The sequence below is a fragment of the Sphingobium naphthae genome, assembly GCF_043589935.1.
Classification (GTDB): Bacteria; Pseudomonadota; Alphaproteobacteria; order Sphingomonadales; family Sphingomonadaceae; genus Sphingobium; species Sphingobium naphthae_A.
The window spans coordinates 1,484,884-1,510,751 of record NZ_CP171454.1; the positions used below are offsets into that span (position 1 = coordinate 1,484,884).

Sequence of the window (25,868 nt, forward strand, 5' to 3'; positions counted from 1 at the left end):
GCCCCATGACTGAAGAACAGAAAAGCCTGGCCCTGGCCGACCCGAAGATGACGGCGCGCGACGTCAAGGTCTTCTATGGCGCCAAGCAGGCGATCAAGGGCGTCTCCATCGACGTCGACATGGACAATGTCACCGCCTTCATCGGCCCGTCGGGCTGCGGCAAGTCGACCTTCCTGCGGACCCTCAACCGCATGAACGACACCGTCGCATCGGCGCGGGTCGAAGGAACGATCACGCTGGACGGCGAAGATATCTACGCTGCGTCGATGGACGTGGTGCAGTTGCGCGCACGCGTCGGCATGGTCTTTCAGAAGCCCAATCCCTTCCCCAAGTCGATCTACGAAAATATCGCCTACGGCCCGCGCATCCACGGCTTGGCCGCATCCAAGGCGGACATGGACGTCATCGTCGAGAAGTCGCTGCGCCGCGCGGGTCTGTGGGAAGAAGTGAAGGACCGGCTGCAGGACAGCGGCACCGCGCTTTCGGGCGGCCAGCAGCAGCGGCTGTGCATCGGCCGCGCGATCGCGGTGGAGCCCGAAGTGATCCTGATGGACGAACCCTGTTCGGCGCTGGACCCGATCGCGACCGCCAAGATCGAGGAGCTGATCCACGAACTGCGCGGCCGCTACGGCATCGTGATCGTGACGCACAACATGCAGCAGGCGGCCCGCGTGTCGCAGCGCACCGCCTTTTTCCACCTGGGCGAGCTGGTGGAATATGGCGTCACGTCCGACATCTTCACCAATCCGCGCCAGGAGCGGACCAAGGATTATATCACGGGTCGCTACGGCTGATCCGCGCGGAGGCACTAAGATGGCAGAACATACGATCAAGGCATTTGACGAGGACATCGACCGGCTGCGCGGCCTGATCGCCGAAATGGGCGGCCGGGCCGAAGCCGCCATCGAAAATGCGATGCTCGCGCTGCAGCGTCACGACAAGACGCTGGCCGCCGAAGTGGTCGCCGACGACAAGCGCATCGACGCGATCGAGGCGGAGGTCGAGAAGATGGTGGTCGAAGTGATCGCCCTGCGCGCGCCGATGGCCAACGACCTGCGCGACGTCATCGCCGCGCTCAAGATCGTCAGCGTCGTCGAACGGATCGGCGACTATGCCAAGAATATCGCCAAGCGGGTGCCGCTGGTCGCCACCAACACCCGCACCATGGAGCCGATTTCGCTTCTTCCTTCCATGGGCCAGGTCGCCGGCGAGATGGTGCATGACGCGCTGAACGCCTTCGCCGCGCGCGATCCCGACCTGGCCCTGGCCGTCGTCGAGCGCGACACGGTTGTGGATGATTTCTACAACAGCGTCTTCCGCACGCTGGTGACCTATATGGTCGAAAATCCCAAGACGATCAGCGAATGCGCGCACCTGCTGTTCATCGCCAAGAATATCGAACGCATCGGCGATCACGCCACGAACGTGGCCGAAATGGTCTATTATGCCGCGACGGGCAAGACCCTGCCCGAACGGGAGCGCGGCCCCGACATCCAATTGGAGGACTGATCATGCCGCGGGCCAAGATGCTGCTGGTTGAGGATGACGCGGCGCTTGCCGAGCTTCTGATCTGGCATTTCAAGCGAGAGGATTTCGACGTTTCCCACACCGTCGATGGTGAAGAAGCCTTGCTGATGGCGCAGGAGAATGTCCCCGACATCGTCCTGCTCGACTGGATGGTCGAAAGCCTTTCGGGCATCGAGGTCTGCCGGCGCCTGCGCCGCATGACCGGCACCGCCAATGTGCCGATCATCATGCTCACCGCCCGCGGCGAGGAGGAGGATCGCGTGCGCGGGCTGGAAACCGGCGCTGACGATTATGTCACCAAACCGTTCAGCCCCCGCGAACTGGTCGCCCGCGTCGGCGCGGTGCTGCGCCGGGTGCGTCCCGCGCTGGCAGGCGAAACGCTGACCTTCGCCGATGTCGAAATGGACACGGTCGGTCACAAGGTCCGCCGGTCGGGCCAGGTGATACCGCTGGGCCCCACCGAATTTCGCCTGCTCAAGCATTTCCTGGAGCATCCCGGCTGGGTCTTCTCGCGCGAGCGCCTGCTCGACAGCGTCTGGGGCCAGGACAGCGACATCGAACTGCGCACGGTCGACGTGCATATCCGCCGCCTGCGCAAGGCAATCAATGCCGATGGCCAATATCAAGACATCATCCGCACGGTGCGCTCCGCAGGCTATGCGCTCGACACCGAAGGCATGGCCTGACACTTCGACCGGTCGAATGGAAACGAAAAGCCCTCCCCAAGGCAATTTGGGGAGGGCTTTTCGTTTTCAGGTCGGATGGATCAGGGGAAGGCGCCATAGCCCCTCCCCCTGATCCACTCAAAAGGCGACGACCATGGATCCGCTGATGGCGCGGGGCGCGCCGAGATAAGCAGTGCCCGATGTGCCGGTCAGGCTGGTCCCCGAATAGCCGATATAGACCTTGTCGAAGAGGTTGGTGACGTTGAGCTGGAAGAAGGTCTTCTCCAGCCCGAACTGCGCCAGCGAAAAGCGAGCGTCGAGATCCACCAGCGTATAGCCGGGCAACTTCACCGTATTGATGTCGTTGACGTAGCGCTCGCCCGTCCGCTTGACCTGCAAGCCGAGGTCGACCGGGCCGAGCGTACCCTGGATGCGGCCGCCGAAGGTGTATTTGGGGGCGCCTGCCTCGCGCTTGCCCGCAGTTGCGGCATAGGCGGTGGCGCTGGTCTGGACATCGTCCTTGATCTCCGACTTGAGGTAGGAGCCGAAGACGTAGAACATCAGGTCCTTGACCGGCCGCACGGCGACGCTGCCATCGATGCCATATTTGTCGACCCGGCCCAGGTTGCGCGTGACGGTACAATCGCAATCGGCGTCATAGGCGCTCGCCAGGCGGTTATTGTACCGGGTGTACCAGCCCGATAGCTGCGCCTGGATGATGCCCGACTGATAACGGAAGCCCAGATCGAAGGCATCGGAGGTTTCCGGCTTGGGCTGGCCGGAACTGCTGTCCTCGTCAAAATAGAGCGCGCCGTAGAGCGCATCCGTGCCCGGCACCGACAGGTTCTTGGCATAGCTGGTGAACAGGCTCGCCTTGTCGTTGAACTTGTAGGTGACGCCCAGATTGGGCAGCAGCTTGCTATATGTGATCTTGCGCGACTGCGGCGCAGCGTAGGACGAATTGGCTGCCAGCAGCGCGTCGATACCGGCCTGGGTGGCTGGGCATGCGACGTTGCCCGACGCATCGGTGGTCACGCAATATTGGTTGAGATCCCGCGTGAAGAAGGGTGCGCGGGCACCGGCGAGCAGCACGATCGAATCGTCAGCGAAGCTGCCGCGATATTCGCCCGCGATCTGGTTCAGCGTTGCATAGGACAGGCGGTCGCGCTTCTGGATGACGTTGCCGTCCGCATCGGTGATCGGATCGTTCACCGGGAAGACGTCGACGGGATCGCCGCTCAGCGTCAGATAGCCCGCCTCGCCCGTCTGCCGATGCCGCGCGCGATCGAAGGTGTAGGACAAGCGAACCCGGTTGTTCGGATCGATCTCATAGCCCAAATTGGCGATCACGCCGTAACGCTTGGTTTCGGTCTGGCTGGGCGAGAGAATACGGACGAAATCCTGGGTGTCGCCGTCGCCATTCAGGTCCACGCCGCCGAAATAATAATATTGGGTGGAACTGCTCGTCGCCGTGTTGCGGCTGTCACTGGTATAATAGCCGCCGCTATAGCCATCGGCGTTCGCCCCTTCATAGCCATAGGAGGTGCCGCCGCCATTGGCCTTGGTATATTGGAAGCTGGGATCGACCGTCAGCGTCAGCCCCTGCGCCAGGGTGAAGCGCGAATTGATGCGGACATTGCCGGTGTTGGACGGATTGTAGCGACGCTCGAACGCCGATCCACAGCTGTCGGCGATGTCGGTCACGCCGGCTTCGGCGGTATCCGTCGTGCAGCTGGGCGTTTCATAGAAGCGGCTTTCCGCCGTGCCGGGAAAGCTGCTGGTGGTGTAGGTCGATCCGTTGAATGTATTGCGGTTCTGGTTGTAATGACCGGCGATCGAAATGAAGTCACCATTGCTGCCCAGCGGCTGGTAGATCTTGCCGTTATATTGTTGTTTGTCGACGCCACCATAGTTGACGAAGCTCGAATCATTCACCGCGCGCGAAGCGGAGAACCACGCTTTGGTGCCGATCGCGGTGAAGACGCCAGTCTGGAACAGGCCGAACACGCGGTGATAGGCGCGGTCGTCATCATTACCGCGCGCGACAATATTGCCGTAGCTGGCGCTGAACATCGCGCCCATCTCATCGCTGGGGGTCAGCGACCGGATGTTGATCGTGCCGCCGGCGGCGGAGGCTGTCGGGCTGTCCACATCGGTGGAGCCGAGGCTGACGGTCGCCGATTCGATCACTTCGGGATCAAGCTGCTGGTTGGTGTAAAGCGCGTAATTGCCAGAATCGTTGAGCGGTATGCCGTCGATCGTCTGCGACACGCGGTCTGCGCTGAAGCCGCGAATGGTGAAGCTGCCGCCCAGCGAACCCCAGGGGTCCTGGTTGGAGAAGCTGACGCCCGGCACAAGGTTCAGCGTTTCGTTGATCGACTGACCCGGGCGCTGGCGCGCGATCAGTTCCTGCTCGATCGTGACCTTGGCCTTGGGCGTGTCCGGTGTGGTGACGCCGGCCACGCTTTCGTCGGCGCGCGCACCGGTGACGACGATCGCATCTTCGAAATCCTGCGACCCGGTTGATTGCGCGTGGACGAGCGCCGGCATAGCCGCCACGACCATCGCGGCGCTGCACATCAATAGCTTTTTCATGGACCCGAATTCCCTTTGTCGTTGGACAGGTCGCAGCCGCCCGACTTCTTATGCTCGTGGCGATCCATGCGAACCGTGGGCGCTCCCCTGCGCGCAGGCCGTGACAAATTTGTTAAATTAAAAGTTGCTTCAGAATATTATTTTTAATTTCAGTTTTTAACTATAAAGCTTATTGTAGATGCAATTTGCCATAATTCTGATCATTACATCATAATTCTGATTTTGACTTTGAGAGTACCATATCTGGCCCTGCCTCTGGCATTTTGTGTCAGACACCGACTCCGTCGTCCCAATAGCGCATAAAGAAAAGGCGCTCTGCCCAACTGGCCAGAGCGCCTTTGCGATAGGTAAAAGGAAGCCGGCGTCAGGCCGCGCGGCGGGCCTTGTTGAGCTTCTTCAGCAACATGTCGCGCTTCAGGCGCGAGAGATGATCGATGAAGAGTATGCCTTCCAGATGATCCATCTCATGCTGGAGGCAGGTGGCCAGAAGGCCTTCCAGCTGTTCCTCATGAATGCGGCCTTCGCGATCCATCCAGCTGGCGCGGATCACGGAAGGGCGCTCGACCTCGGCGAACTGGTCGGGCACCGAGAGGCACCCTTCATTATAGACCGACAGTTCGTCCGAGCCCTTGAGGATCTGCGGATTGATGAAGACCAGCGGGTTCTTGACCAGCGGCGCGCCTTCCTCGTCCGATCCGGGTTCCTGAAGGTCGATGACCAGCACCCGCTTTGGCACGCCGACCTGGATCGCAGCCAGCCCGATGCCGGGCGCATCATACATGGTGTCGAACATGTCGTCGATCAGCGTCTGCAGATCGTCGTCGATCGCCTCGACCGGGGTCGAAATGGTGCGCAGCCGAGGATCGGGCGCTTCAAGGATGGGACGGATTGCCATGCGACGAACATAGGCGGAACGCGCACATTTATCAAGCGCTCCGCGTGGTTCCCACCACCCTAGGCGACCGGACGACGCGCCCGCAGCGCCTGCGCCAGCGTGCCTTCGTCCAGATAGTCGAGCTCACCGCCCACCGGCACGCCATGCGCCAGCTGCGTCAGCCGTATCGGAAAACGCTCCAGGCGTTCGGCCAGATAATGGGCCGTGGTCTGCCCTTCCAGCGTGGCGTTCATCGCCAGCACGACCTCGTCCATGCCGCCCGCCTCCACCCGCCCGACCAGCGCGTCGATCGTCAAATCCTCTGGCCGCACGCCCTCCAACGCGGAAAGCCGCCCGCCCAGCACGTGGAAACGACCGGGGAACAGGCGCGACCTGTCCAGCGCCCAAAGGTCAGACACATCCTCCACCACGCACAAGGCGCGCGGGTCGCGGCGCGGATCAGCACAAATGCCGCAGGGATCGACCGTGTCGACATTGCCGCAGACATGGCACGTCACCAGCCGCTCATTGACCGCCTCCAGCGCGCGCAGCAGCGGCTCCATCGCGCCTTCCCGGCGCTTGAGCAGATGCAGCACCGCACGGCGCGCCGATCGGGGACCAAGACCCGGCAGGCGGGACAGCGCTTGCGTCAGCATCTCGATTTCAGGTGAAGCCATCCGCCGAGATAAAGTGTTGCAACCGAGGCAGACAAGGGCTTTGAGGACGCATCATGCGTATTATCTACATGGGCACCCCCGATTTCGCCGTTCCCGCGCTCGACGCGTTGGTGAAGGCGGGTCATGACATCGCCGCCGTCTACAGCCAGCCGCCCCGACCCGCCGGCCGTGGCAAGGGGCTGCGCGCCTCGCCGGTTCATCTGCGCGCGGAGGAACTGGGGCTGGAGGTACGCACGCCGCCGTCGCTGAAGGACGCGGACACGCAGGCCGCCTTCGCCGCGCTGGACGCCGATGTGGCCGTGGTCGCGGCCTATGGGCTGATCCTGCCGGCTGCGATCCTGGCCGCGCCGCGCCAGGGGTGCATGAACATCCACGCCTCGCTGCTGCCGCGCTGGCGCGGAGCGGCGCCGATCCAGCGCGCGATCCTGGCGGGCGACAATGTCACGGGCGTCACCATCATGGACATGGAGGCCGGGCTCGACACCGGACCCATGCGCGCCAAGCATGTGACGCCGATCGAAGACAAGACCGCCGGCGCGCTGACGCAGGAGCTGGCCGCTGCCGGCGCGGAACTGATGGTCGAGGTGCTGGACGACCTGTCGCTGCACCCGCCCATGCCCCAGCCGGCCGAAGGCGTCACCTACGCCGCCAAGATCGACAAGGCCGAAGCGCGCATCGATTTCACGCGCGACGCGCACGCCGTCGAGCGCCAGGTGCGCGCCTTCAATCCCTTTCCCGGCGCCTTCTTCGAATATCGCGGCGAGCGGTTCCGCATCCTTGCCGCCCATGTCGAACATCATGCCGGCGCGCCGGGCGAATTGCTGGACGACAGCCTGCTTATCGGCTGCGGCCATGATGCGATCCGTCCGACGTTGATCCAGCGCGCGGGCAAGGGCGCAATGAGCCCGGGCGAGTTGCTGCGCGGCTATGACATGCCCGCGCACAGCCGCGTCGACGCCTGACGCAATGACCCGTTTCGCCTTCACCGTCGAATTTGACGGCCGCCCCTTCATGGGCTGGCAGCGGCAGGCGCATGGACCCAGTGTCCAGCAGACGATCGAGGACGCCATCGCGGCAGTGACCGGGGCGCCCGCGACCGTCCATGCCGCCGGCCGTACCGATGCGGGGGTCCATGGCCTCGCCATGCGCGCCCATGCCGACATCGCCAAGCCGATCGCGCCGTTTCGCCTGATGGAGGCGCTCAATGCCCGAATGCGCCTGGCGCCGGTCGCGATCCTCGCCTGCGAAGCGGTGCCGGACGACTGGCATGCGCGCTTTTCCTGCGTCGGCCGGTCCTATGTCTACCGCATCGCCAATCGCCGCGCGCCGCTGACGTTCGAGGCGGGGCTGGTGTGGCGCGTGGTGCAGCCGCTCGATGCCGGCGCGATGCATGCGGCCGCGCAGATCCTGGTCGGCCGCCACGACTTCACCACCTTCCGCTCCGCCCATTGCCAGGCCGAAAGCCCGGTCAAGACGCTCGACCGGCTGGATGTGGAGCGGACTGGCGAGCGCATCGCCATTCATGCCGCCGCGCGCTCCTTCCTCCATCATCAGGTACGATCGATGGTGGGCTGCCTCGCGATGGTGGGGATGGGACGCTGGAGCGCCGATGATTTGCGCGACGCGCTGGATGCGAAGGACCGCGCGGCGCTGGGCCTCAACGCGCCGCCCGACGGCCTGTATTTCGTAAGCGCGACCTATCCCTGAGGGATGCTGGCGCGGAAGGGCGTGAAATTCGTGCCCTCGTCGTAGATGTCCAGCCCTTCGCGCCGCTTGACAAAGCCCACCACGGCGTAGGTGACCGGCGTCAATATCGCCTCCCACCCGACCTTCATCGCCCAGTTCGTCACCATGACGGTCGCCACCTGCGCATTGGTCCAGTCGCCATAGAAAGCGAGCGGGTAGAAAAGCAGGCTGTCCACCCCCTGCCCCACGATGGTCGACCCGATCGTGCGCATCCACAGATGCCGCCCCTGCGTCAGCAGCTTCATCCGCGCCAGGACGAAGCTGTTGGCGAGTTCGCCCGCCCAGAAGGCGATGAGCGATGCGAAGACGATGCGCCATGTGCTGCCGAACACGGCCTCATAGGCGGGCTGGTCCGGCCATCCTTCCGCGGGCGGCAAGGCGACGACGACCCAGCTCATCAGCGCCATGAACAGCATCGCGGCGAACCCGGCCCAGACGCAACGCCGCGCGCGGGCATAGCCATAGACTTCGGTCAGCACGTCGCCCAGCACATAGCCGAGCGGGAAGAAGAGAATACCCGCGCCGAAGGTGACCCCGCCCAGCGTCGACAGCTTGGCCGCGCCGATCAGGTTGGACAGCAGCAGGATGGCGACGAAGGCCGCCATGAAGACATCATAATAGCGCAGCGGCCGCGCGCCCAGCGCCCCTGCCCCGATCCTCTGCACCGCCCCGTCGTCCATGGTGTCCTGCTTATCGGGTGGACAGGCGATTGCAAGCCGCCGCCCCTGCCGCTATCGCGCATGGCACGGCCCCGTAGCTCAGTTGGATAGAGCATCCGCCTTCTAAGCGGATGGTCGCAGGTTCGAATCCTGCCGGGGTCGCCAGTGATCAGTTTAAAGCAATCGGTGGCGGCGCCTGGGGATCGCTTCAGGGCTGATGGCTCTCCCCGACAACATCGCGTTCAGGAAATCGCGCGCAATTCCTCTGGCAATTCGCTCATTGTCGCGCCGGTCCGCTCTATGCGCGGGCTGGCGCCATAAGTGCTGAACTGTTCGAGCGGCAGCGCCGTCCCGCAAAAGGCGCATTCGGCGACCATGCGGCCAACGATCCAGTGCTGGCGAGTGCAGGAGGGACAGCGGTTCGTCTCTCCGGCATGGTAAAGCGGGCTATACCCCCTTGCGAAAGACGGCCGGGCCGTTCCGAATGCGATCTGCATGAGCCTGTTCCTCACTCTGTCTGCAGAACCAACGCATGAAAACGAAAAGGTTTCACCCGCGAACCGAATGAACCGGACGAAGCGAGCCGGAGCCCCCCCTTTGCCCTTGCCCCTGGCCGCCCCATGCCCGACATAGGCGGGATCATGGTTTCCTTTGCCCGATCACCCGTCACTGCCGTTCTCGGGCCAACCAATACCGGCAAGACGCATCTGGCGGTCGAGCGCATGTGCGGCCATTCCAGCGGCATGATGGGCTTCCCGCTGCGCCTGCTCGCGCGCGAGGTGTATGACCGGGTGGTGGCGATCAAGGGGCCGGAACAGGTCGCGCTCGTCACCGGGGAGGAGAAGATCGTCCCGCCCGGTGCCCGCTATTTCCTCTGCACCGCCGAATCCATGCCGATGGCGGGCGGGCGCGAAGCGGGTCCCAAGGAGGATTTCGCCTTCGTCGCGCTGGACGAAGCGCAACTGGGCGCCGATCCGGAGCGCGGCCATATCTTCACCGATCGGCTGCTGCGCGCGCGCGGGCGCGAGGAGACGATGATCCTGGGATCGGCCAGCATCAGCCGGGTGGTGAAGGCGCTGGTCCCCGATGTGGAGATCATCGGCCGACCGCGCTTTTCCACCCTCAGCTATGCGGGCGCCAAGAAGCTGTCGCGCTTGCCGCGCCGCTCCGCCATCGTCGCCTTCTCCGCCGAGGAAGTCTATGCCGTGGCCGAAATGCTGCGCCGTTTCCGGGGCGGCGCTGCGGTGGTGATGGGCGCCCTTTCCCCCCGCACCCGCAACGCGCAGGTGCAGATGTTCCTCAACGGCGATGTCGATTATCTGGTCGCGACCGACGCCATCGGCATGGGCCTCAACCTCGACGTGGCGCATGTCGCCTTCGCGTCGCTGCGTAAGTTTGACGGGCGCCGCAGCCGCCGACTGACCGTCAGCGAGATGGCGCAGATCGCAGGCCGCGCGGGACGCCACCACAAGGACGGCACGTTCGGCAGCTTGGGCCATGAGGATGGCGATGCCGCCTTCACGCCCGAGGAGATCGAAGCGATTGAGGCGCACCGCTTTCCGCCGCTCGAGCAGCTCTTCTGGCGCGACGGGACGCCGCGCACCGATCGGCTGGAGCATCTGCTGCATGATCTGGAGCAGAAGCCGCAGCACCCCGAACTGCGCGCCGCGCCCGAAGCGGTCGATCTGGCCGTGCTGCGGCGGCTGGCCGACGATCCCCTGGTGATCGAGCGGACGAGAGGCAAGCGCCAGGTCGAACGACTCTGGGCGGCATCGGGCCTGCCCGATTTCCAGAAGCTGGGCGCGGAACATCATGCCCGGCTGGTGTCGCGGATCTGGCGTTTCCTCTCGGAAGGCAGCGGGCATATCCCGCGCGACTGGTTCGCGCAGCAGATTGCGCGACTCGATTCGGTGCAGGGCGACATCGCGACCTTGTCCGGCCGGATCGCGGCGGCGCGCACTTGGTCTTATATCGCGCATCGCGCCGATTGGCTGGCGCATCCGGGCGAGATGGCCGAGCGGACACGCGCGCTGGAGGAAAAGCTGTCCGACGCGCTGCACGCGGCGCTCACCCAACGTTTCGTCGATCGCCGCACCTCCGTCCTGTTGCGCGACATCGGCCAGAATGCCAGCAACCTGCCGGTGACGGTGGAGCCCGATGGCAGCGTCTGTGTCGATGGAGAAATGATCGGACGACTTGACGGCTTCCGATTCTCGGTCGATCCCGCTACGCGGCATCAAGACCGAAAGATGCTGTTGGCGGCCGCGGAACGGCGCCTTGGAAAGGTATTGCGAGTGAAGGCTGACGAACTGGTTGCTGCGACGGATGCGGATTTCGCGCTGCTGGACGAAGCGGGACAGGCGCCCGGCATCGCCTGGGGCGAAACGCCGGTGGCGGCGCTGCTGGCCGGGCCGACATTGCTGACGCCGGAAATCCGGCTCGATCGCGCGCTGCTGGCGCTGGGCCAGGATGTGCAGAAGCAGATCGTCACCCGGCTGGCGGCCTGGTTCGACGCGCAGAAGCAGAAGCATCTGCTCCCGCTGGTCAAGATGAGCGAGAGCGCCGCCGATCCGGCCGTGCCCGCTGTCGTGCGCGCGGTGTTCGCTCAGCTGGCGGACGCCGGCGGGGTGATGGCGCGGACCGATCTCGATCCGGCTCTCGGCCATCTGGAAAAGGAGCAGCGCCATCTGCTGCGCAAGGCGGGCATCGATATCGGCGTGCTCGACATCTATCATCCCGGCTTGTTGAAGCCGGGCGCCGCGCGCTGGCGCTCGGCGCTGCTCGCCGCGCGCATCGCCAAGCCTTGCCTGCCGCTGCCGGGGCCCGGCCTCACCCTGATCCCTGCAGGCGAGCGTCCCGCGCAGATGGGCGCGCGCATCGCGGGCTTCCGCGGCTTTGGCGAGCAGATGCTGCGCATCGACATGGCCGAGCGCATGGCCCGCACGGCGCATGAAACGATCGCCAAGAACGAGCCCTTCACCGCGCTCAGTCCGCAGATCGTGTCGCTGGGCCTCACCGAAGAATCATTCCTGCAGCTGATGCGCGCCGCCGGCTTCCGCCCGGTCGAAACGCCGCCGCCCGCTCCTGTCGAGGAAGGCGCTGAAGCACCCGCGCCGAGCGGCGCGAACTGGGCGTTCAAGGGCCGGCAGAAGGCGCGCGGCGATCGGCCGCAGGCGCAGCGCGGGCGCGGGCCCAAGCCAGGCGGCGGCGGCAAGTCGCGTTCGAAGGATGCGACGCGGCCCGCCAGCAGCGGCGCGACCCCAGCCCCCGCCAATAACGCCTTCGCGGGCCTCGCCGACCTGCTGGGCCGCAATGGCTGACCCGGTCGCAGGCGCCGGTCACGGCCCCAGCCTGCGCATCGACAAATATCTCTGGTTCGCGCGCCTGTCGAAAAGCCGGTCGATCGCGCAAAAGCTGGCCGAAGACGGGCATATGCGCCTCAATGGCCGACGCATCGACCGCGCCCATGCGCCGGTGCGGACAGGCGACCTCATCACCTTCCCTCATCCCGGCGGGGTGCGCGTGGTGCGGGTGCTGGCGCTGCCGGCCCGACGCGGCCCCGCCCCCGAAGCGCAAGCCTGTTATGAGGAGCTGACAGTGGGCGACTGACGTCGCCGCCCCAACCCTCTCACGCGCTACGATCCCAGAATGAACTCGACGCCGGCCTGCGCATGGATGCTGGTGCAGTCATAGATGGGCAGCACATTGGCCTTCACATCGACGATCATCTCCAGTTCGGTGCAGGCCAGCACCACCGCCTGCACGTCCTGCTTGGCGATGTCGGTCAGTTCCGACTTCATGAACCGCTGCGATTCGCGGTTGATCCGGCCGATGGTCAGTTCCTCGTAAAAGATCCGGTCGATCCGCTCGGCCAGTTCCATGTCGGGGGGCAGCAGCGACACGCCATGGGCCACCAGCCGCTGGCGATAGAATTTCTCGACCATCACGCGTCGTGTGCCGAGCAGGGCTGCTTTCTCCACGCCATCGGCCTGCATCGCCCTGCCCACCTGGTCGGCGATATGGATGATGGGAATGCCGACAGCCGCCTGTACCCTGTCATAGACGCGGTGCATGGAATTGGCGCAGATCAGCAGCGCGCCCGCACCGGCCGCTTCCAGGCGGCGCGCAGCATCGATCAGCTGAGTCGCCGCGCAATCCCAGTCGTCATCACTGACGCAGCTGGCGACGGCGGCGAAATCCAGGCTCTCGATCAGCAGTGGCGCGCTATGCTGCCCGCCGAGCGTGCGCTGCACCGCCTTGTTGATGATCTCATAATAGCGGGCGGTCGAGGTCCAGCTGAGACCACCGATCAGGCCGAGTTTACGCATATATCGTCTTGCCCCCAAAGTGTCATGCAATCGGCCAAGGGTTAAGGGAAGCCCTCGGCGCGCGTCAAAGGCTTAATCGGTTTTCGCCGGGCGCAACAACAGGCCGAGCACCAGTCCGCCGGCGCCCACGATGCCGCTCATCCCGGCGAGCCCCGCCTCGCCCAGCAGCAGCGCGATCGCAACCCCGCCCCACCCGGACAGGCTCGCCAGCAGCGCCAGCCACCTCTCCACGCCAGCCCGTGCCCCGACCATTGCCCGGCACAGCAGCAACGATCCCAGCAGGACGATCGCCCCGCATGCCTTGGAGAGGCCAAGCAGCGCCATGCTTGTCCCGGTGAGCCGCGCATCATCCGGCGTCAGCATGGCGAAGGCGATGGCATTGCCGTCTATGGCGAACGCCGTCAGCAGCAGCGCCGCGCCGATCATCGCCTGCAGCAGCGTTATTATGGGCCATGCCGACCACATCGGCGCCCGGCGCGCGATCAGATAGCCGATGCCGCTGCCCAGGGCCGCCATGCTCAGCATTTCAGGCAGGCTGACGACATCATGCGTGTAGAGCGCCGCGCCCATGGCGAGCATCATCCCCGCCAGGCCCATGCGCGCGCACCGACGCGCCGCACGCTCGTCCGACCAGGTGCGAAGCGCCAGCAAAAACAGCGACACCGCGCCGGTCCAGGCGAGCATCGCCACTGGCGAAAGCATCGTCACGCCGGATCATCCTTCGATCCGCCCAAGGCGCGTTCGACCAGCCCGAACCCCGCCACCAGCGCGATGCTGCCCAGCAGGATCGCCGAAAGGCTCAGCAATTTGGGCCAGGCACCGCCCACTTCGGCAGCGACGATCCACGCGCCGGCGAGCGGCACGGCGGACATGGCGCAGAGCAGCATGACCATGGCAGGCCGCCAGCGCGGCATGGCAGCGCGGACCAGCAGCAATGCCGCAAGGGTCGGCGGCGCGATAAGGAGCAGCGACAACGGGGCGATCATGTCACGCCGCCTGCATGTTCGGACAGGCTGCCGCCCTCAACTGGCGATCAGCAGCACCACGACGGCCGCGACGGCGACGCTGGCGATCGTTCCCCATTTCATCAGCCCCACGAAGCTGTGATAGGTCTGGTTCGCGCTCTTCATATTCCCGTCCGACGCCATGCGATCATCCCCTTTCTGACGAATTGACGCTTCTCTTATCCCGTCCCCGGGCCGCTCTCAACCGCCCGCGCAAAAATCAGCCGCGGTTAAGCCGGCCTTTACCGCCGGCGTCTAGGGTCCGACCCCTGATCAAGACGAGGGGTTGGAATGGCGCGCGACGGCGTACCCATAGTGATGCTGATCGACGATGAGCCGGCCCAGCGCCGGCTGGTGTCGGCCCTCGCGTCTCGCGCGGGATGGCGCACCATCTTCGCGGCCGACGGCGAAACGGCGATTGCCATGCTGGGTACGCAGGATGGCATGCAACTGGATGCCGTCATCCTCGATCAATGGAGCCCGGACTATCAGCCGTCAGGCCTGATCCGCGACATTCGCGCCCGTCGTCCCGCCCTGCCCATCCTGATCCTCACCGCGCACAATAATGTAGCGGTTGCGGTGGAGGCGATGCGCGCCGGCGCGACCGATTATTTGTCGAAGCCGATCGCGCCTGAACGGCTGCTCGCCGCGCTCAACGCAACGCTGGCCGACGGGGCAGCCGCTGGCGAATTGCGCCCGCTGACGGAGAAGATCACCGCTCCGCTGTCGTTCGAGGATGTGGTCGGCTCCGCGCCGCAGTTCCGCGCCGCCCTTGCCATCGCCGCCAAGGCGGCGCGCGCGCGCGTGCCCGTGCTGATCGAAGGCGAAAGCGGCGTCGGCAAGGATGTCATCGCGCGCGCAATCCATGCCGCTTCCCCGCGCCACAAGCAGGCGATGGTGACCGTCAATTGCGGCGCCATCCCGGCCAACCTGGTCGAATCGGAGCTGTTCGGCCATGAACGCGGCGCCTTCACCGGCGCGTTCGACCGCCATGTCGGCAAGTTCGTCGCCGCCGACATGGGCACGATCTTCCTTGATGAAGTCAGCGAAATGCCGCTCGATGCGCAGGTCAAGCTGTTGCGCGTGCTGCAGGATGGCGAAGTGCAGCCGATCGGCGCGCGCCGCCCCGTGCATGTCGATGTTCGCGTGATTGCCGCCACCAACAAGCGATTGAGCGAGGAAATCGAAGCCGGCCGCTTCCGCGAGGATCTCTATTATCGGCTTAATGTCGTGCAACTGACCGTGCCGCCGCTGCGTGAGCGGATGGGCGACATACCCGCGCTCTGCCGTCACTTGCTCGCCCGCATCGCCGGCCAGCCTGGCCTGCGCAGCCTGGGCCTGACCGACGACGCGCTCTCGCTGCTGATGCAGCATCCCTGGCCGGGCAATGTCCGGCAGCTGCAAAATGCGCTGTTCCGCGCCGCCGTGCTGTGCGAGGGCGACGCGCTGACGCCGCAGGATTTCCCGCAGATCGCGGCGCAGATCCGCGCCGGCGATATGATTGATCGGGTGACGCCGCGGGTGCGCGCGATCAACCAGCCGCATCGCGATGGCGCGGGCATCACCCTGTTCGAACTGGACGGCCATGTCCGCCAGCTGGCCGAAATCGAAGCGGATGTGATCCGGCTCGCGATCGGCCATTATCGCGGGCGCATGACCGAAGTGGCGCGGCGGCTCGGGATCGGCCGTTCGACCCTCTATCGCAAGCTGGCCGAACTGGGCATCGACAGCGCCGCCTGAACCTGTCGTCGATCGCACATGCTGCGCCGTTGAAATCCGCGCGCGGCTATGCTTTGGAACGGGGCATGAAACATGCACCGCTCGCCGCCTGCCTGCCCCTCCTGCTGCTCGCCGCATGCGGCCGGACCGAGCCGGTCGCCGACATGCCAAGCCAGGAGGAACTGGCCGCCGCCGCCAATGCCGCGGCCGCCAACGCCATTTCCAACCTGCAGGTCGACGAAACAGCTGACAGCCGGAACTATGTGAACCTGGATCGCGGCTTTTCCGTCACCCTTCCCGAAGGATGGGTGATGGACAAGGGCGCGAGCAACGATGATGGCGTCGTCTATGAAGATCCCGGCGCAGGCGCGGACGTGCGCGTCTTCTGGCAGAAGAATGACGACGACCAGACGCTGCAGCAGATCGTCGAGGCGCTGAGCAGCGGCGCGGAAGGCGTCGATGGCGACTTCATCGGCGACAATGAATATCGCGGGACCGCCAATGACGGCGAAGGCAATAATGTCGCCGTGCGCCTGCTCCGGCAGCCGGACGGGTCGATCGTCACCGCGACCTTCGTCTATCCCGAAATGCTGAGCGAACAATATCAGAGCATCGCCGAAAAGCTGCTCGACAGCCTGCGCGTGTTCGTGCCGCGCGATGGCGCCGAGCAGGCTGGAGCCTCCGCTCCGGCCGACAACGCCGCCAAGCCCTGATCCGCTTCAGGGCGCCGGGCGCAGCACTCGCTCCTCGGTCAGCGTCCGCTCTCCCACGGTTAATCTGCGAGCCTGGCGAGCGACCAGGCCAGTGCGGGGCGAAAGGGCATAGTCCATGCACACCTGCACGCCTTCTCCGCTTAGCGTTTCGGTCAGCGACAGGCTGTCGCTCGTCCGCTGACGCAGCGCCAGGACGCCTTCGACCGGCACCGGCCGGCCGAGCGGCGACCCCGCCATCGTCCTGACGCCACGGCCATGCGGCCCATCTTCGATCTCGCCCGCCGCAAACAGCAGCAAGGGCTGATATTCTCCGGCCAGCAGCGCCAGCCGCCCTTCGCGTGAGAGGCCGGCGAACAGCGTCTTGACCGATTGCGCGGCGCGATGGCGCGGCGTGTCGGCGGCGAAATGCGCCATCATCCGCTCCAGCCCCTCCTCGACGGCAGTCCATATGGCTTCATCATCGTCCAGGCCGACGATCTTGCCCTGCCCATCCAGGCGAAAGCGCAGCGCAACCCCGATCAGCGGGGTCAGCGCCGCGCGGAAGGACGCAGCCGCCGCCTCCGGCGCATCGCTGTCCAGCGACTCCAGTATCGCATGAAGCCGATAGCCGTCCTCCGCTCGTTCGAAGCGCAGCGTCCGATGCGCGCTGAACCGGCTCTCCCGCCCGGCGACGGGACGATGCTGGTCGATATCATAGGCCAGCCCTTGCCCCAGCGGCGGCGCGAAGGGGATGGCGATCCGCTCCGCTGCGGCCGGTTGTGCGGCGACCGCTATCAACAGCGGCAGGGCCCCGCGTATCGCGATCACAGGCGCTGCCGCCCCGCCGCATGCGCGGCCCAGGCGGCGGCCCCGACGACCAGCGCGCCGACCGCCTGGTGCAGCACCGCCAGCGGCAGGGCGATGCCGGTGAGCACCGTCGCGATGCCCAGGATGATCTGCGTGCCCACCGCCGCATGGAGCGCGATTGATGCGCCGCGCTGGCCGGCGCGCTTCGCCCGCCGCGCCAGCAGCACCAGCAGCAGGGCCGCGGCCCAGGCCCACCAGCGGTGGATGAAATGGACGAGATAAGGATCGGACGACAGCGTTGCCCAAAGCGAGCCACCCCAGCTGATGCCTTCGGGCACCAGATGATCGTTCATGAGCGGCCAGCTGTTGGACACATAGCCTGCGTCCAGCCCGGCGGTGAAGGCGCCGAACATCAGCTGCACTAGCAGCGCCAGCAGCACGGCCAGCGCGAAGGGTCGCAATCGCGCCGGGCGCGCGCCGGGGTGGCGGGCCAACGCGCGCAGGTCGAGCGCGGTCCAGATCAGCCCGCCCATGATGAACAGCGCCGTCAGCAGGTGCACCGCCAGGCGATAATGGCTGACGTCGGTGCGCTCCGACAGGCCGGATTCGACCATCCACCAGCCGATCGCGCCCTGCAGTCCGCCAAGCGCGAGCAAGGCCGTCAGCCGCCAGCCATAACCCTTCGGGATCGCCCGCTTCCAGGCGAACCACAGCAGCGGCAGCGCGAAGGCGACCCCGATCAGTCGCCCGAGCAGCCGATGCACCCATTCCCAGAAAAAGATGAACTGGAACTGGGACAGGCTCATGCCCCGGTTGATCTCCCGATATTCCGGAATTTGCTGGTACAGGCGGAACGCCTCCATCCACTGGTCGTGCGTCAGGGGCGGGATGGCGCCGCTGATCGGCTTCCACTGAGTGATCGACAGCCCTGATTCGGTCAGGCGCGTGATGCCGCCGACCACCACCATGCAAAAGACGAGCGCCGCCACGATGAGCAACCAGCGAGCGATGGCGCGCGGCGCCGAGCGGTGGGGCATGATCGTCATCGCCGTTCCATGCGCTTCCACTCTGTCATATTCAAGGACAACCCGTGAACAACAGGCTCTGAGCCTTCGGCGATCGACCCAGGCCGTGCGCGTAGAGAAATCGACGTCCCCTGCGCGTGCCAACTTGAATTCCTATTTGTCTGAGTATATCGAGGCTGCGAGCGCGCATAACGCGCCCCGCCTCTTTCGTCAGGATGCCCAATGAGCGATTCGACCAAGTCCGCCCCGAAGCTGCGCAGCCGCGCCTGGTTCGACAACCCCGACAATATCGACATGACCTCGCTCTATCTGGAGCGCTATCTGAATTTCGGCCTGTCCCTTGAGGAACTGCGCAGCGGCAAGCCGATCATCGGCATCGCCCAAACCGGCAGCGACCTGTCGCCCTGCAACCGCCATCACATCGTGCTGGCCGAGCGCATGCGCGAGGGCATTCGCGAAATGGGCGGCATCGCCATCGAATTCCCGGTGCATCCGATACAGGAAACCGGCAAGCGCCCGACCGCCGGGCTTGACCGCAACCTCACCTATCTCGGCCTTGTCGAGGCGCTGTACGGCTATCCGCTCGACGGCGTGATCCTGACCACGGGCTGCGACAAGACCACGCCCGCGCTGCTGATGGCGGCGGCCACCGTCAATATCCCGGCGATCGCCCTGTCGGTCGGCCCGATGCTCAATGGCTGGCATAAAGGCGAGCGCACCGGATCGGGCACGATCGTCTGGCACGGCCGCCAGCTGCTCGCCGCTGGCAAGATCGACGATGAAGGCTTCATCAAGCTCGTTGCCTCTTCGGCGCCATCCACCGGTTTCTGCAACACCATGGGCACCGCCAGCACCATGAATGCGCTGGCCGAAGCGCTCGGCATGATGCTGCCAGGCACGGCGGCGATTCCCGCTCCCTATCGTGATCGTCAGGAAGCCGCCTATCACACCGGCAAGCGCATCGTGGAAATGGTGCATGAGGATCTGAAGCCCTCCGACATCATGACGCTCGACGCGTTCCACAACGCCATCGTCGCCAACTCGGCGATCGGCGGTTCGACCAACGCGCCGATCCACCTGGCCGCGATCGCCCGCCACATGGGCGTCGATCTGCCGCTCAAGGATTGGGAGACGGTGGGCCACAAGGTGCCGCTGCTGGTCAACATGCAGCCGGCCGGCGAATATCTGGGCGAGGATTATTACCGCGCCGGCGGCCTGCCCGCCGTCATCAGCCAGCTGATCGAACAGGGGCTGATCCGCGAAGGCGCGATGACCGTCAATGGCAGGACCATCGGCGATAACTGCCGAGGCGTGGAGATCGAGGATGAAAAGGTCATCCGCCCCTTCGCCCAGCCGATCAAGGAGGAAGCCGGCTTCCTGGTGCTGTCGGGCAATCTGTTCGATGCCGCGATCATGAAAACCAGCGTCATCAGCCAGGAATTCCGCGAACGCTACCTGTCCAACCCCGATGATCCCAACGCCTTTGAAGGCCCGGCGGTCGTGTTCGACGGGCCGGAGGATTATCATCATCGCATCGACGATCCGGCAGTGGGCATCACGCCGGACACGCTGATGTTCATGCGCGGCGCCGGACCGATCGGCTATCCCGGCGCGGCCGAAGTCGTGAACATGCGCCCGCCTGCCTATCTGATCACCGAAGGCATTTCCGCCTTGCCCTGCATCGGCGATGGCCGCCAGTCGGGCACGTCAGGCAGCCCCTCGATCCTCAACGCCTCGCCCGAAGCAGCCGCGATGGGCGGCCTGGCGCTGCTGGAAACCGGCGACCGCGTCCGCATGGACCTCAACAAGGGAGAGGTGAACGTCCTCATTTCCGACGAGGAACTGGCTGCGCGCCGCGCGAAGCTGGAGGCTGCGGGCGGCTACCCCTATCCCGCTTCGCAGACGCCGTGGCAGGAAATCCAGCGCTCGGTCGTCGGCCAGATGAACACCGGCGCCATTTTGGAAGGCGCGGAGAAATATCAGCGCATCGCCCAGACCAAGGGCCTGCCGCGCGACAATCACTGATCATTGAAAGTGGGACGGCGGCTTGCCATCTGCGTCGCCGTCCCCTTCCATCCTGTTTCGCATCACGACCGCCGCAAAATCATCTTCTACCGATGCGGCGCGCTCGTCTAGCCAGCCCCTTTGATCCCATCAGGAGACAGCCCATGTTCAACGGAGCCATCCTCATCGGCGCGAGCGAGCGCACCGGCGGCCAGCCTTTCCACGCCATCAACCCGGCCACGGGCGAAAAGGGCGATGTCGCCTTCTCGAGCGCCATGCCCGCCGAAGTGGAGGAAGCCACCAAGCTGGCTGACGCCGCTTTCGAAAGCTTTTCCACCCTCTCGCCCGATGCGCGCGCGACCTTCCTTGAGACTGTCGCCGACAACATCATGGGCATCGGCGACCTGCTGATCGAAACCGCCATGGCCGAAACCGGTCTGCCGCGCGCCCGCCTGGAGGGCGAGCGTGGCCGCACCGTGGGCCAGTTGCGCCTCTTCGCCAGCTATGTGCGCCTGGGCGACTGGCTCGACGCCACCATCGACAAGGCGATGCCGGAGCGTCAGCCGCTGCCGCGCGCGGACCTGCGCCGCGTCAACCATTCGGTCGGACCGGTTGCCGTGTTCGGCGCGTCCAACTTCCCTCTGGCCTTCTCGGTAGCGGGCGGCGACACCGCTGCGGCCTTCGCCGCCGGTTCGCCGGTCGTCGTCAAGGGTCATAGCGCGCATCCGGGCACCGGTGAACTGGTCGCACGCGCCATTCAGGCGGCGGTCAAGAGCTGCGGCCTGCATGAAGGCGTCTTCTCCTACCTGCCAGGCGCCGATCGCGCCCTGGGTGGCGCATTGGTCGCGGATCCGCGCATCAAGGCGGTGGGTTTTACCGGATCGCGCGGCGGCGGCACGGCGCTCATGAAGATCGCTGCGGAACGCCCCGAGCCTATCCCGGTCTATGCCGAAATGTCGTCGATCAACCCGGTCGTCCTGCTGCCCGGTGCGCTTGCTGATCGCGCCGAAGCCATGGGCGCCGCCTTCGTCGGTTCGCTGACCATGGGTTCGGGCCAGTTCTGCACCAATCCGGGCCTGGTGATCGCGCTCGACGGCCCGGACCTCGACAGCTTCGTCGCCGCCGCCGCCAGCGCTCTGTCGGGCGCCGCCCCTCAGGTCATGCTGACGCCGGGCATCCACGAAGCCTATGAAAAGGGCGTTGCTGCGCTGGCTAGCGCCGACGGCGTCACCACCGTTGCTCGCGGGACCGATCCCGAAGGCGTCAATCGTGGCCAGGCCGCCTTCTTCTCGACCGACAGCGCGACCTTCAAGTCCAACCCCGTGCTCGCCGAAGAAGTGTTTGGTTCGTCCTCGGTTCTCATCCGCTGCTCCAGCATCGAGGAAATCGTCGCGACGATCGCAGGGCTGGAAGGTCAGCTGACCGCCACGCTGCAGATCGGCGAAGGTGATGAGGATGATGCCGCCAAGCTGCTGCCGACCCTGTCGCGCAAGGTTGGCCGCATCCTGACCAATGGTTGGCCCACCGGCGTCGAAGTGACGCACGCCATGGTCCACGGCGGTCCCTTCCCCTCGACCGCCGACGGGCGTTCGACCTCGGTCGGCACGCTGGCGATGATGCGCTTCCTGCGCCCCGTTTGCTATCAGGACGTTCCGCAAGCGCTGCTGCCGCCCGCGCTGCAGGACGCCAATCCCTGGGGCCTGACGCGCCGCGTCGAAGGCAAGCTGGAAGTGGCCGCCTGATGATCCGGGCCGGTCTCGTCGGCCTTGGCAAGATCGCGCGCGACCAGCATCTGCCGGCGATCGAGAAGATCGACGGCATCGCGCTGGTCGCGGTCGCCAGCCGCAACGCGCAGGGGGAAGGGGTGAACAACTACCCCGATCTCGGCGCAATGCTGGCGGGCGAGCCCGATCTCGACGCCGTTATCCTCTGCCAGCCGCCGCAGGTTCGTTATGCGGCGGCCCGCCAGGCGCTGCTGGCGGGCAAGCATGTGTTCCTGGAAAAGCCGCCGGGCGCGACGGTATCCGAAGTCGAGGCGCTGATCGCCCTGGCCCGGCGCCAGGGCGTCGCCCTCTATGCCAGCTGGCACAGCCGCTACGCCGCCGCGGTGGCGCAGGCCAAGGCCTGGATCGCCGAGCGCAAGGTCGAGCGGATCGACATTCAGTGGCGCGAGGATGTCCGCCACTGGCATCCCGGCCAGCCCTGGATCTGGGAAGCGGGCGGCTTTGGCGTGTTCGATCCGGGCATAAACGCCCTGTCGATCCTGACCGAGATTGTTGGCGAGCCGATCACCGTCCTGTCGGCGGAACTGGAAGTGCCGTCCAACAAGCAGGCGCCGATCGGCGCGACGCTCCGCCTGGCGACGGCGTCGGGCGCAGCGATCGACACCGTGTTCGACTGGCGCCAGACCGGTCCGCAGACCTGGGACATCGCCGTCGAAACCGACAGGGGCAGCCTGCTTCTGTCGGAAGGTGGCAACACGCTGCGGCTCGATGGCGAAGTGCAGATGAAGGCGCCGGACGAGGAATATCCATCCATGTATCGGCGCTTCGTCGATCTGGTGGAAACCCGCTCCGTCGATGCCGACACAGCGCCGCTGCGATTGGTGGCGGACGCCTTCCTTTGCGGGCGCCATTGTCCTACGGCTGCGTTCGAGGACTGACATAAAGGGAAAAGCCATGGGGAGCGCGCGACAGGAGGGCCGGTTCGGGACCGACGAAGGCGCGCTCCGCATCCATCAGGCGATCGCCCGCGACCTGGGCACCGCCATCCTGGCCGGCAGGCACAAGCCCGGCGACCTGTTCGAAGGCGAGATAGAGGCGGCCGAGCGGCTGGGCGTATCGCGCACTGCCTATCGGGAGGCCGTGCGCATCCTGATCGCCAAGGGTATGCTGGAAAGCCGGCCCAAGGCGGGAACCCGCGTGCTGCCCCGCGCGCGCTGGAATGTGCTCGATCCAGAAATGCTCGCCTGGATGTTCGCCGGCGAGCCAGACCGGGACTTCATCCGCGACCTGTTCGAACTGCGCGGCGTCATCGAGCCCGCCGCCGCCGAATTTGCCGCGCGCCGCCGCACCGAGGAACAGCTGGCGGTCATGGATGCCGCGCTGGCGGAAATGAGCCGCTACGGCCTCTCCACGCCCGAAGGCCGCGCCGCCGACCAGCGTTTCCATCACGCCATCCTGGCCGCCGCGCATAATGATGCGCTCGCCGCGCTCGCCAGTTCGGTCGGCGCCGCGGTCAGCTGGACCACCACCTTCAAACATCGCAAGAAGCTGCTGCCGCGCGATCCCCTGCCCGACCACCAGGCGGTGCATCGCGCCATCGCCGCGCGCGACACCGCCGCCGCGCGCAACGCCATGGCCGAATTGCTGCGCCTGGCGCTGGCGGACATGGACATCGCCCTGTCGGAATGACCCCGTCGCGCCCTTGTTGACGTCAAGACATGGGAACCAGCCTTCCGGTTCGCGCGCTTGCTTCCCATTGAGGGCCAGCAGGGGATAGCAATGACCGATACCGTCGCGCAGCAGGTGCATGTCGATGCGCCATGGAAGATACCGCCCCGCGGCTGGTGGGAAGTTCTCAAGCGCGTCTACGGCAAGACCTCCGCCAATCATCTCAGCCTGTTGTCGGCCGCCGTGGCTTATTACGCCTTTCTATCAATCGCGCCGCTGTTGCTGGCCGTTGTCCTGACCTATGGCCTGATCGGCGATCCGCAGCTCGTCGCGGAAAATGTCCGTTCGCTCATCACCGTCGTGCCCAGGGAAGCGGCCAAGCTGATCTTCGACCAGCTGATGGCGATCGTCACCACGACCAAGCCGGCCGTCGGCTTTGGCCTGCTCATCGCCCTCGCCTTCGCGGTCTATGGCGCGACGCGCGCATCGTCGGCGACGATCGAGGCGCTCAACATCATTTATGAGGAAACGGAAGCCCGGTCGATCTTCTCCTTCTACCGCGTTTCGCTCGGCATCACTTTCTCTGCGGTGCTGGTTGTCGTGGTCGGTGTCCTGACAGCGTCCGTCATCGGCTTTCTGGAGGCGCTGACCGGCGGCTGGGGACCGATCGCCATCTTCGCAACCAAAGCCATTACCTGGATCCTCGCTGGCATGTTCGCCAGCCTGATCTTCGCGCTCATCTACCGCTTCGGGCCGCACCGCCGCAAGGCGCGCTGGCGCTGGCTGACCGCCGGCTCCATCACCGCGACCATCCTGTGGCTGCTCGCGACGCTGGGCGTGTCCTTCTATGTTTCCGAATTCGGAAATTACAACGAGACCTATGGGTCGCTCGGCGCGGTCGTCGTTCTGCAGCTGTGGCTCTATGTCTCGGCCTATGTGGTCCTGCTCGGCGCGCAGCTCAACCAGGAAGCCGAGCGCCAGACCAGCGCGGACACGCAGATTGACGAGCCCGAAGCGCGATGAGGCCATCGCAATAAACGCGCTTGCCCTCCCTGCCCCGCCACGCTAAAGCGCCCTCCTTCGCCGGCACAGGAGTGTAGCTCAGCTGGTAGAGCGTCGGTCTCCAAAACCGAATGCCGGGGGTTCGAGTCCCTCCACTCCTGCCAAGCGAACTGGCCGCGATCCCTTGAAAACCAAAGGGATCGCGGCTAAGTGCGCAGGCGAAACAAGGTCGCGGAGCATGCGGCCGCACCCCCGGACGCTGGAACAGGCGGGATCGGGAGGGCGGACTGTTGCTTCGCGAATTGGCGTTGATACGAAGTTGAGAAGGCAGGCGATGGCGAAGGTTTCCCCCGGCGAATTCGTCAATCAGGTGAAGACCGAAGCGTCGAAGATCGTGTGGCCCACCGGCCGCGAAACGGTCATGACTGGCGTGATGGTGGTGATCATGACGTCGCTGCTGGGCCTCTTCTTCTTTGGCATCGACACCTTCTTCGGCGCGATCGTCCAGTGGCTGCTGGGTCTTGCGGCCGGTCAGGCCTGATTGGGAGTATAGAAAAGCAACATGGCGCGCTGGTACATCATCCACGCCTATTCGGGCTTCGAAAGCAAGGTCAAGGAATCCATCCTGGCCGAAGCCGAGCGCATGGGCCTTTCCCAGCTGGTCGAGCAGGTCGAGGTGCCCACCGAGACGGTGACCGAAGTCAAGCGCGGCAAGAAGGTCCAGGTCGAGCGCAAGTTCATGCCCGGCTATGTCCTCGCCAAGCTGAGCATGAACGATGACATCTATCACCTGGTGAAGAACACGCCCAAGGTGACCGGATTCCTGGGTTCGTCGGGCAAGCCGCAGGCGATCAGCGAGAGCGAGGCCGCACGCTATTTCGGCGCGCAGAAGGAAGCCGAGGCCGCGCCCAAGCACAAGGTCAATGTCGATTACGAGATCGGCGACAGCGTCAAGGTGCTGGACGGCCCCTTCGCCAGCTTCAACGGCGTGGTCGAGGAACTGGATTTCGAAAAGAACCGGGTCAAGGTGTCGGTGTCGATCTTCGGCCGCGCCACCCCGGTCGAACTGGATTTCGAACAGGTCGAACTGTCGAAATAAACATGCGCCTCCCCGGCGAAAGCTGGGGTCGTATGGTTTCAGGCTGCCCCTTG

General features: G+C 65.4%; 27 protein-coding genes and 2 tRNA genes. 18 read left to right on the plus strand and 11 right to left on the minus strand.

Annotated elements, in window-relative coordinates; all coding sequences use genetic code 11:
* Positions 1–5 precede the first annotated feature (5 nt).
* The 3 genes from pstB to phoB are packed head-to-tail and all read left to right on the plus strand — an operon-like array spanning position 6 to position 2,213.
* The gene (gene pstB, locus ACGGKE_RS07305; RefSeq protein ID WP_394441537.1) at positions 6–794 is read left to right on the plus strand and encodes a phosphate ABC transporter ATP-binding protein PstB; all 789 of its coding nucleotides are present in this window, start codon (positions 6–8) and stop codon (positions 792–794) included.
* Between the two features lie 19 nt (positions 795–813).
* A complete protein-coding gene (phoU, locus tag ACGGKE_RS07310) occupies positions 814–1,509 on the plus strand; it encodes a phosphate signaling complex protein PhoU (protein WP_394441539.1) in 696 nt (231 codons plus the stop codon).
* A 2-nt stretch (positions 1,510–1,511) separates the two neighbouring features.
* Positions 1,512–2,213: a phosphate regulon transcriptional regulator PhoB gene (gene phoB / locus ACGGKE_RS07315; protein WP_228167299.1), complete on the plus strand. Its 702-nt coding sequence runs from the start codon at positions 1,512–1,514 to the stop codon at positions 2,211–2,213.
* A 117-nt stretch (positions 2,214–2,330) separates the two neighbouring features.
* Here the strand turns inward: phoB and ACGGKE_RS07320 are convergent, their stop codons facing one another.
* The 3 genes from ACGGKE_RS07320 to recR form a co-directional block, all read right to left on the minus strand.
* Positions 2,331–4,787 carry a TonB-dependent receptor gene (locus ACGGKE_RS07320; protein ID WP_394441543.1) on the minus strand — a complete coding sequence of 819 codons (2,457 nt, stop codon included), beginning with the start codon at positions 4,785–4,787 and terminating at the stop codon, positions 2,331–2,333.
* A gap of 364 nt (positions 4,788–5,151) precedes the next feature.
* Positions 5,152–5,682 (minus strand): peptide deformylase, encoded by a 531-nt coding sequence (gene def, locus ACGGKE_RS07325; RefSeq protein ID WP_394441546.1) that lies wholly within the window; start codon positions 5,680–5,682, stop codon positions 5,152–5,154.
* Positions 5,683–5,741: 59 nt separating this feature from the next.
* Entirely contained in the window at positions 5,742–6,338 is a 597-nt protein-coding gene (gene recR / locus ACGGKE_RS07330; protein WP_394441550.1) for a recombination mediator RecR, read from the minus strand.
* Between the two features lie 53 nt (positions 6,339–6,391).
* On the opposite strand from recR, the gene fmt reads away from it, so the two are divergent.
* Both fmt and truA read left to right on the plus strand, forming a co-directional pair.
* Positions 6,392–7,300, plus strand: a complete 909-nt coding sequence (fmt, locus tag ACGGKE_RS07335) for a methionyl-tRNA formyltransferase (RefSeq protein ID WP_394441553.1) — start codon at positions 6,392–6,394, stop codon at positions 7,298–7,300.
* Between the two features lie 4 nt (positions 7,301–7,304).
* The gene (truA, locus tag ACGGKE_RS07340; protein ID WP_394441556.1) at positions 7,305–8,045 is read left to right on the plus strand and encodes a tRNA pseudouridine(38-40) synthase TruA; all 741 of its coding nucleotides are present in this window, start codon (positions 7,305–7,307) and stop codon (positions 8,043–8,045) included.
* Here the strand turns inward: truA and ACGGKE_RS07345 are convergent.
* Positions 8,036–8,764 (minus strand): queuosine precursor transporter, encoded by a 729-nt coding sequence (locus ACGGKE_RS07345; RefSeq protein ID WP_394441559.1) that lies wholly within the window; start codon positions 8,762–8,764, stop codon positions 8,036–8,038. The two genes, truA and ACGGKE_RS07345, sit on opposite strands and share 10 nt — an antisense overlap.
* Before the next feature lie 67 nt (positions 8,765–8,831).
* Between ACGGKE_RS07345 and ACGGKE_RS07350 the strand changes: the two genes are divergently transcribed.
* A tRNA-Arg gene (locus ACGGKE_RS07350) sits at positions 8,832–8,908 on the plus strand.
* A 77-nt stretch (positions 8,909–8,985) separates the two neighbouring features.
* On the opposite strand, the gene ACGGKE_RS07355 is transcribed toward ACGGKE_RS07350, so the two are convergent.
* The gene (locus tag ACGGKE_RS07355; RefSeq protein ID WP_394441562.1) at positions 8,986–9,120 is read right to left on the minus strand and encodes a hypothetical protein; all 135 of its coding nucleotides are present in this window, start codon (positions 9,118–9,120) and stop codon (positions 8,986–8,988) included.
* Positions 9,121–9,384: 264 nt separating this feature from the next.
* Here ACGGKE_RS07355 and ACGGKE_RS07360 point away from each other — a divergent pair, with 264 nt between their 5' ends.
* Entirely contained in the window at positions 9,385–12,063 is a 2,679-nt protein-coding gene (locus ACGGKE_RS07360) for a helicase-related protein (protein ID WP_394441565.1), read from the plus strand.
* Positions 12,056–12,352, plus strand: coding sequence for an RNA-binding S4 domain-containing protein (locus tag ACGGKE_RS07365; RefSeq protein ID WP_317516464.1), 297 nt, complete (start codon positions 12,056–12,058; stop codon positions 12,350–12,352). Before ACGGKE_RS07360 ends, ACGGKE_RS07365 begins: the two co-directional genes overlap by 8 nt.
* 26 nt (positions 12,353–12,378) lie before the next feature.
* On the opposite strand, the gene ACGGKE_RS07370 is transcribed toward ACGGKE_RS07365, so the two are convergent.
* The 4 genes from ACGGKE_RS07370 to ACGGKE_RS07385 form a co-directional block, all read right to left on the minus strand.
* A complete protein-coding gene (locus tag ACGGKE_RS07370; RefSeq protein WP_394441569.1) occupies positions 12,379–13,071 on the minus strand; it encodes an aspartate/glutamate racemase family protein in 693 nt (230 codons plus the stop codon).
* Between the two features lie 72 nt (positions 13,072–13,143).
* The gene (locus tag ACGGKE_RS07375) at positions 13,144–13,773 is read right to left on the minus strand and encodes an NAD(P)(+) transhydrogenase (Re/Si-specific) subunit beta (protein ID WP_394441802.1); all 630 of its coding nucleotides are present in this window, start codon (positions 13,771–13,773) and stop codon (positions 13,144–13,146) included.
* A 2-nt stretch (positions 13,774–13,775) separates the two neighbouring features.
* Complete coding sequence (locus tag ACGGKE_RS07380) at positions 13,776–14,057, minus strand: hypothetical protein (protein ID WP_394441572.1); 282 nt, start codon at positions 14,055–14,057, stop codon at positions 13,776–13,778.
* A gap of 36 nt (positions 14,058–14,093) precedes the next feature.
* Entirely contained in the window at positions 14,094–14,219 is a 126-nt protein-coding gene (locus ACGGKE_RS07385; RefSeq protein WP_394441575.1) for an aa3-type cytochrome c oxidase subunit IV, read from the minus strand.
* 147 nt (positions 14,220–14,366) lie between these two features.
* Between ACGGKE_RS07385 and ACGGKE_RS07390 the strand changes: the two genes are divergently transcribed.
* Both ACGGKE_RS07390 and ACGGKE_RS07395 read left to right on the plus strand, forming a co-directional pair.
* Positions 14,367–15,815, plus strand: a complete 1,449-nt coding sequence (locus ACGGKE_RS07390) for a sigma-54-dependent transcriptional regulator (RefSeq protein WP_394441578.1) — start codon at positions 14,367–14,369, stop codon at positions 15,813–15,815.
* Between the two features lie 65 nt (positions 15,816–15,880).
* Entirely contained in the window at positions 15,881–16,507 is a 627-nt protein-coding gene (locus ACGGKE_RS07395; protein WP_394441581.1) for a hypothetical protein, read from the plus strand.
* A 6-nt stretch (positions 16,508–16,513) separates the two neighbouring features.
* Here the strand turns inward: ACGGKE_RS07395 and ACGGKE_RS07400 are convergent, their stop codons facing one another.
* The gene (locus ACGGKE_RS07400; RefSeq protein WP_394441584.1) at positions 16,514–17,314 is read right to left on the minus strand and encodes a hypothetical protein; all 801 of its coding nucleotides are present in this window, start codon (positions 17,312–17,314) and stop codon (positions 16,514–16,516) included.
* Positions 17,311–18,339: a COX15/CtaA family protein gene (locus ACGGKE_RS07405; protein WP_394441587.1), complete on the minus strand. Its 1,029-nt coding sequence runs from the start codon at positions 18,337–18,339 to the stop codon at positions 17,311–17,313. The genes ACGGKE_RS07400 and ACGGKE_RS07405 overlap by 4 nt, the downstream gene beginning before the upstream one ends.
* 201 nt (positions 18,340–18,540) lie before the next feature.
* Between ACGGKE_RS07405 and ACGGKE_RS07410 the strand changes: the two genes are divergently transcribed.
* The 8 genes from ACGGKE_RS07410 (at position 18,541) to nusG (ending at position 25,815) form a co-directional block, all read left to right on the plus strand.
* Positions 18,541–20,343 carry an IlvD/Edd family dehydratase gene (locus ACGGKE_RS07410; RefSeq protein WP_394441590.1) on the plus strand — a complete coding sequence of 601 codons (1,803 nt, stop codon included), beginning with the start codon at positions 18,541–18,543 and terminating at the stop codon, positions 20,341–20,343.
* A gap of 143 nt (positions 20,344–20,486) precedes the next feature.
* Positions 20,487–22,064 (plus strand): aldehyde dehydrogenase (NADP(+)), encoded by a 1,578-nt coding sequence (locus ACGGKE_RS07415; RefSeq protein ID WP_394441594.1) that lies wholly within the window; start codon positions 20,487–20,489, stop codon positions 22,062–22,064.
* Positions 22,061–22,984 (plus strand): Gfo/Idh/MocA family protein, encoded by a 924-nt coding sequence (locus ACGGKE_RS07420; protein ID WP_394441805.1) that lies wholly within the window; start codon positions 22,061–22,063, stop codon positions 22,982–22,984. Before ACGGKE_RS07415 ends, ACGGKE_RS07420 begins: the two co-directional genes overlap by 4 nt.
* Positions 22,985–23,000: 16 nt before the next feature.
* The gene (locus ACGGKE_RS07425; RefSeq protein ID WP_394441597.1) at positions 23,001–23,735 is read left to right on the plus strand and encodes a FadR/GntR family transcriptional regulator; all 735 of its coding nucleotides are present in this window, start codon (positions 23,001–23,003) and stop codon (positions 23,733–23,735) included.
* A gap of 90 nt (positions 23,736–23,825) precedes the next feature.
* Positions 23,826–24,737, plus strand: coding sequence for a YihY/virulence factor BrkB family protein (locus ACGGKE_RS07430; protein ID WP_394441600.1), 912 nt, complete (start codon positions 23,826–23,828; stop codon positions 24,735–24,737).
* Between the two features lie 67 nt (positions 24,738–24,804).
* Positions 24,805–24,880, plus strand: a tRNA-Trp gene (locus ACGGKE_RS07435).
* A gap of 170 nt (positions 24,881–25,050) precedes the next feature.
* Entirely contained in the window at positions 25,051–25,257 is a 207-nt protein-coding gene (secE, locus tag ACGGKE_RS07440; RefSeq protein ID WP_228165652.1) for a preprotein translocase subunit SecE, read from the plus strand.
* 21 nt (positions 25,258–25,278) lie between these two features.
* On the plus strand, positions 25,279–25,815 hold the full coding sequence (gene nusG, locus ACGGKE_RS07445) for a transcription termination/antitermination protein NusG (RefSeq protein WP_021226904.1): 537 nt from the start codon (positions 25,279–25,281) through the stop codon (positions 25,813–25,815).
* Positions 25,816–25,868: the final 53 nt, after the last annotated feature.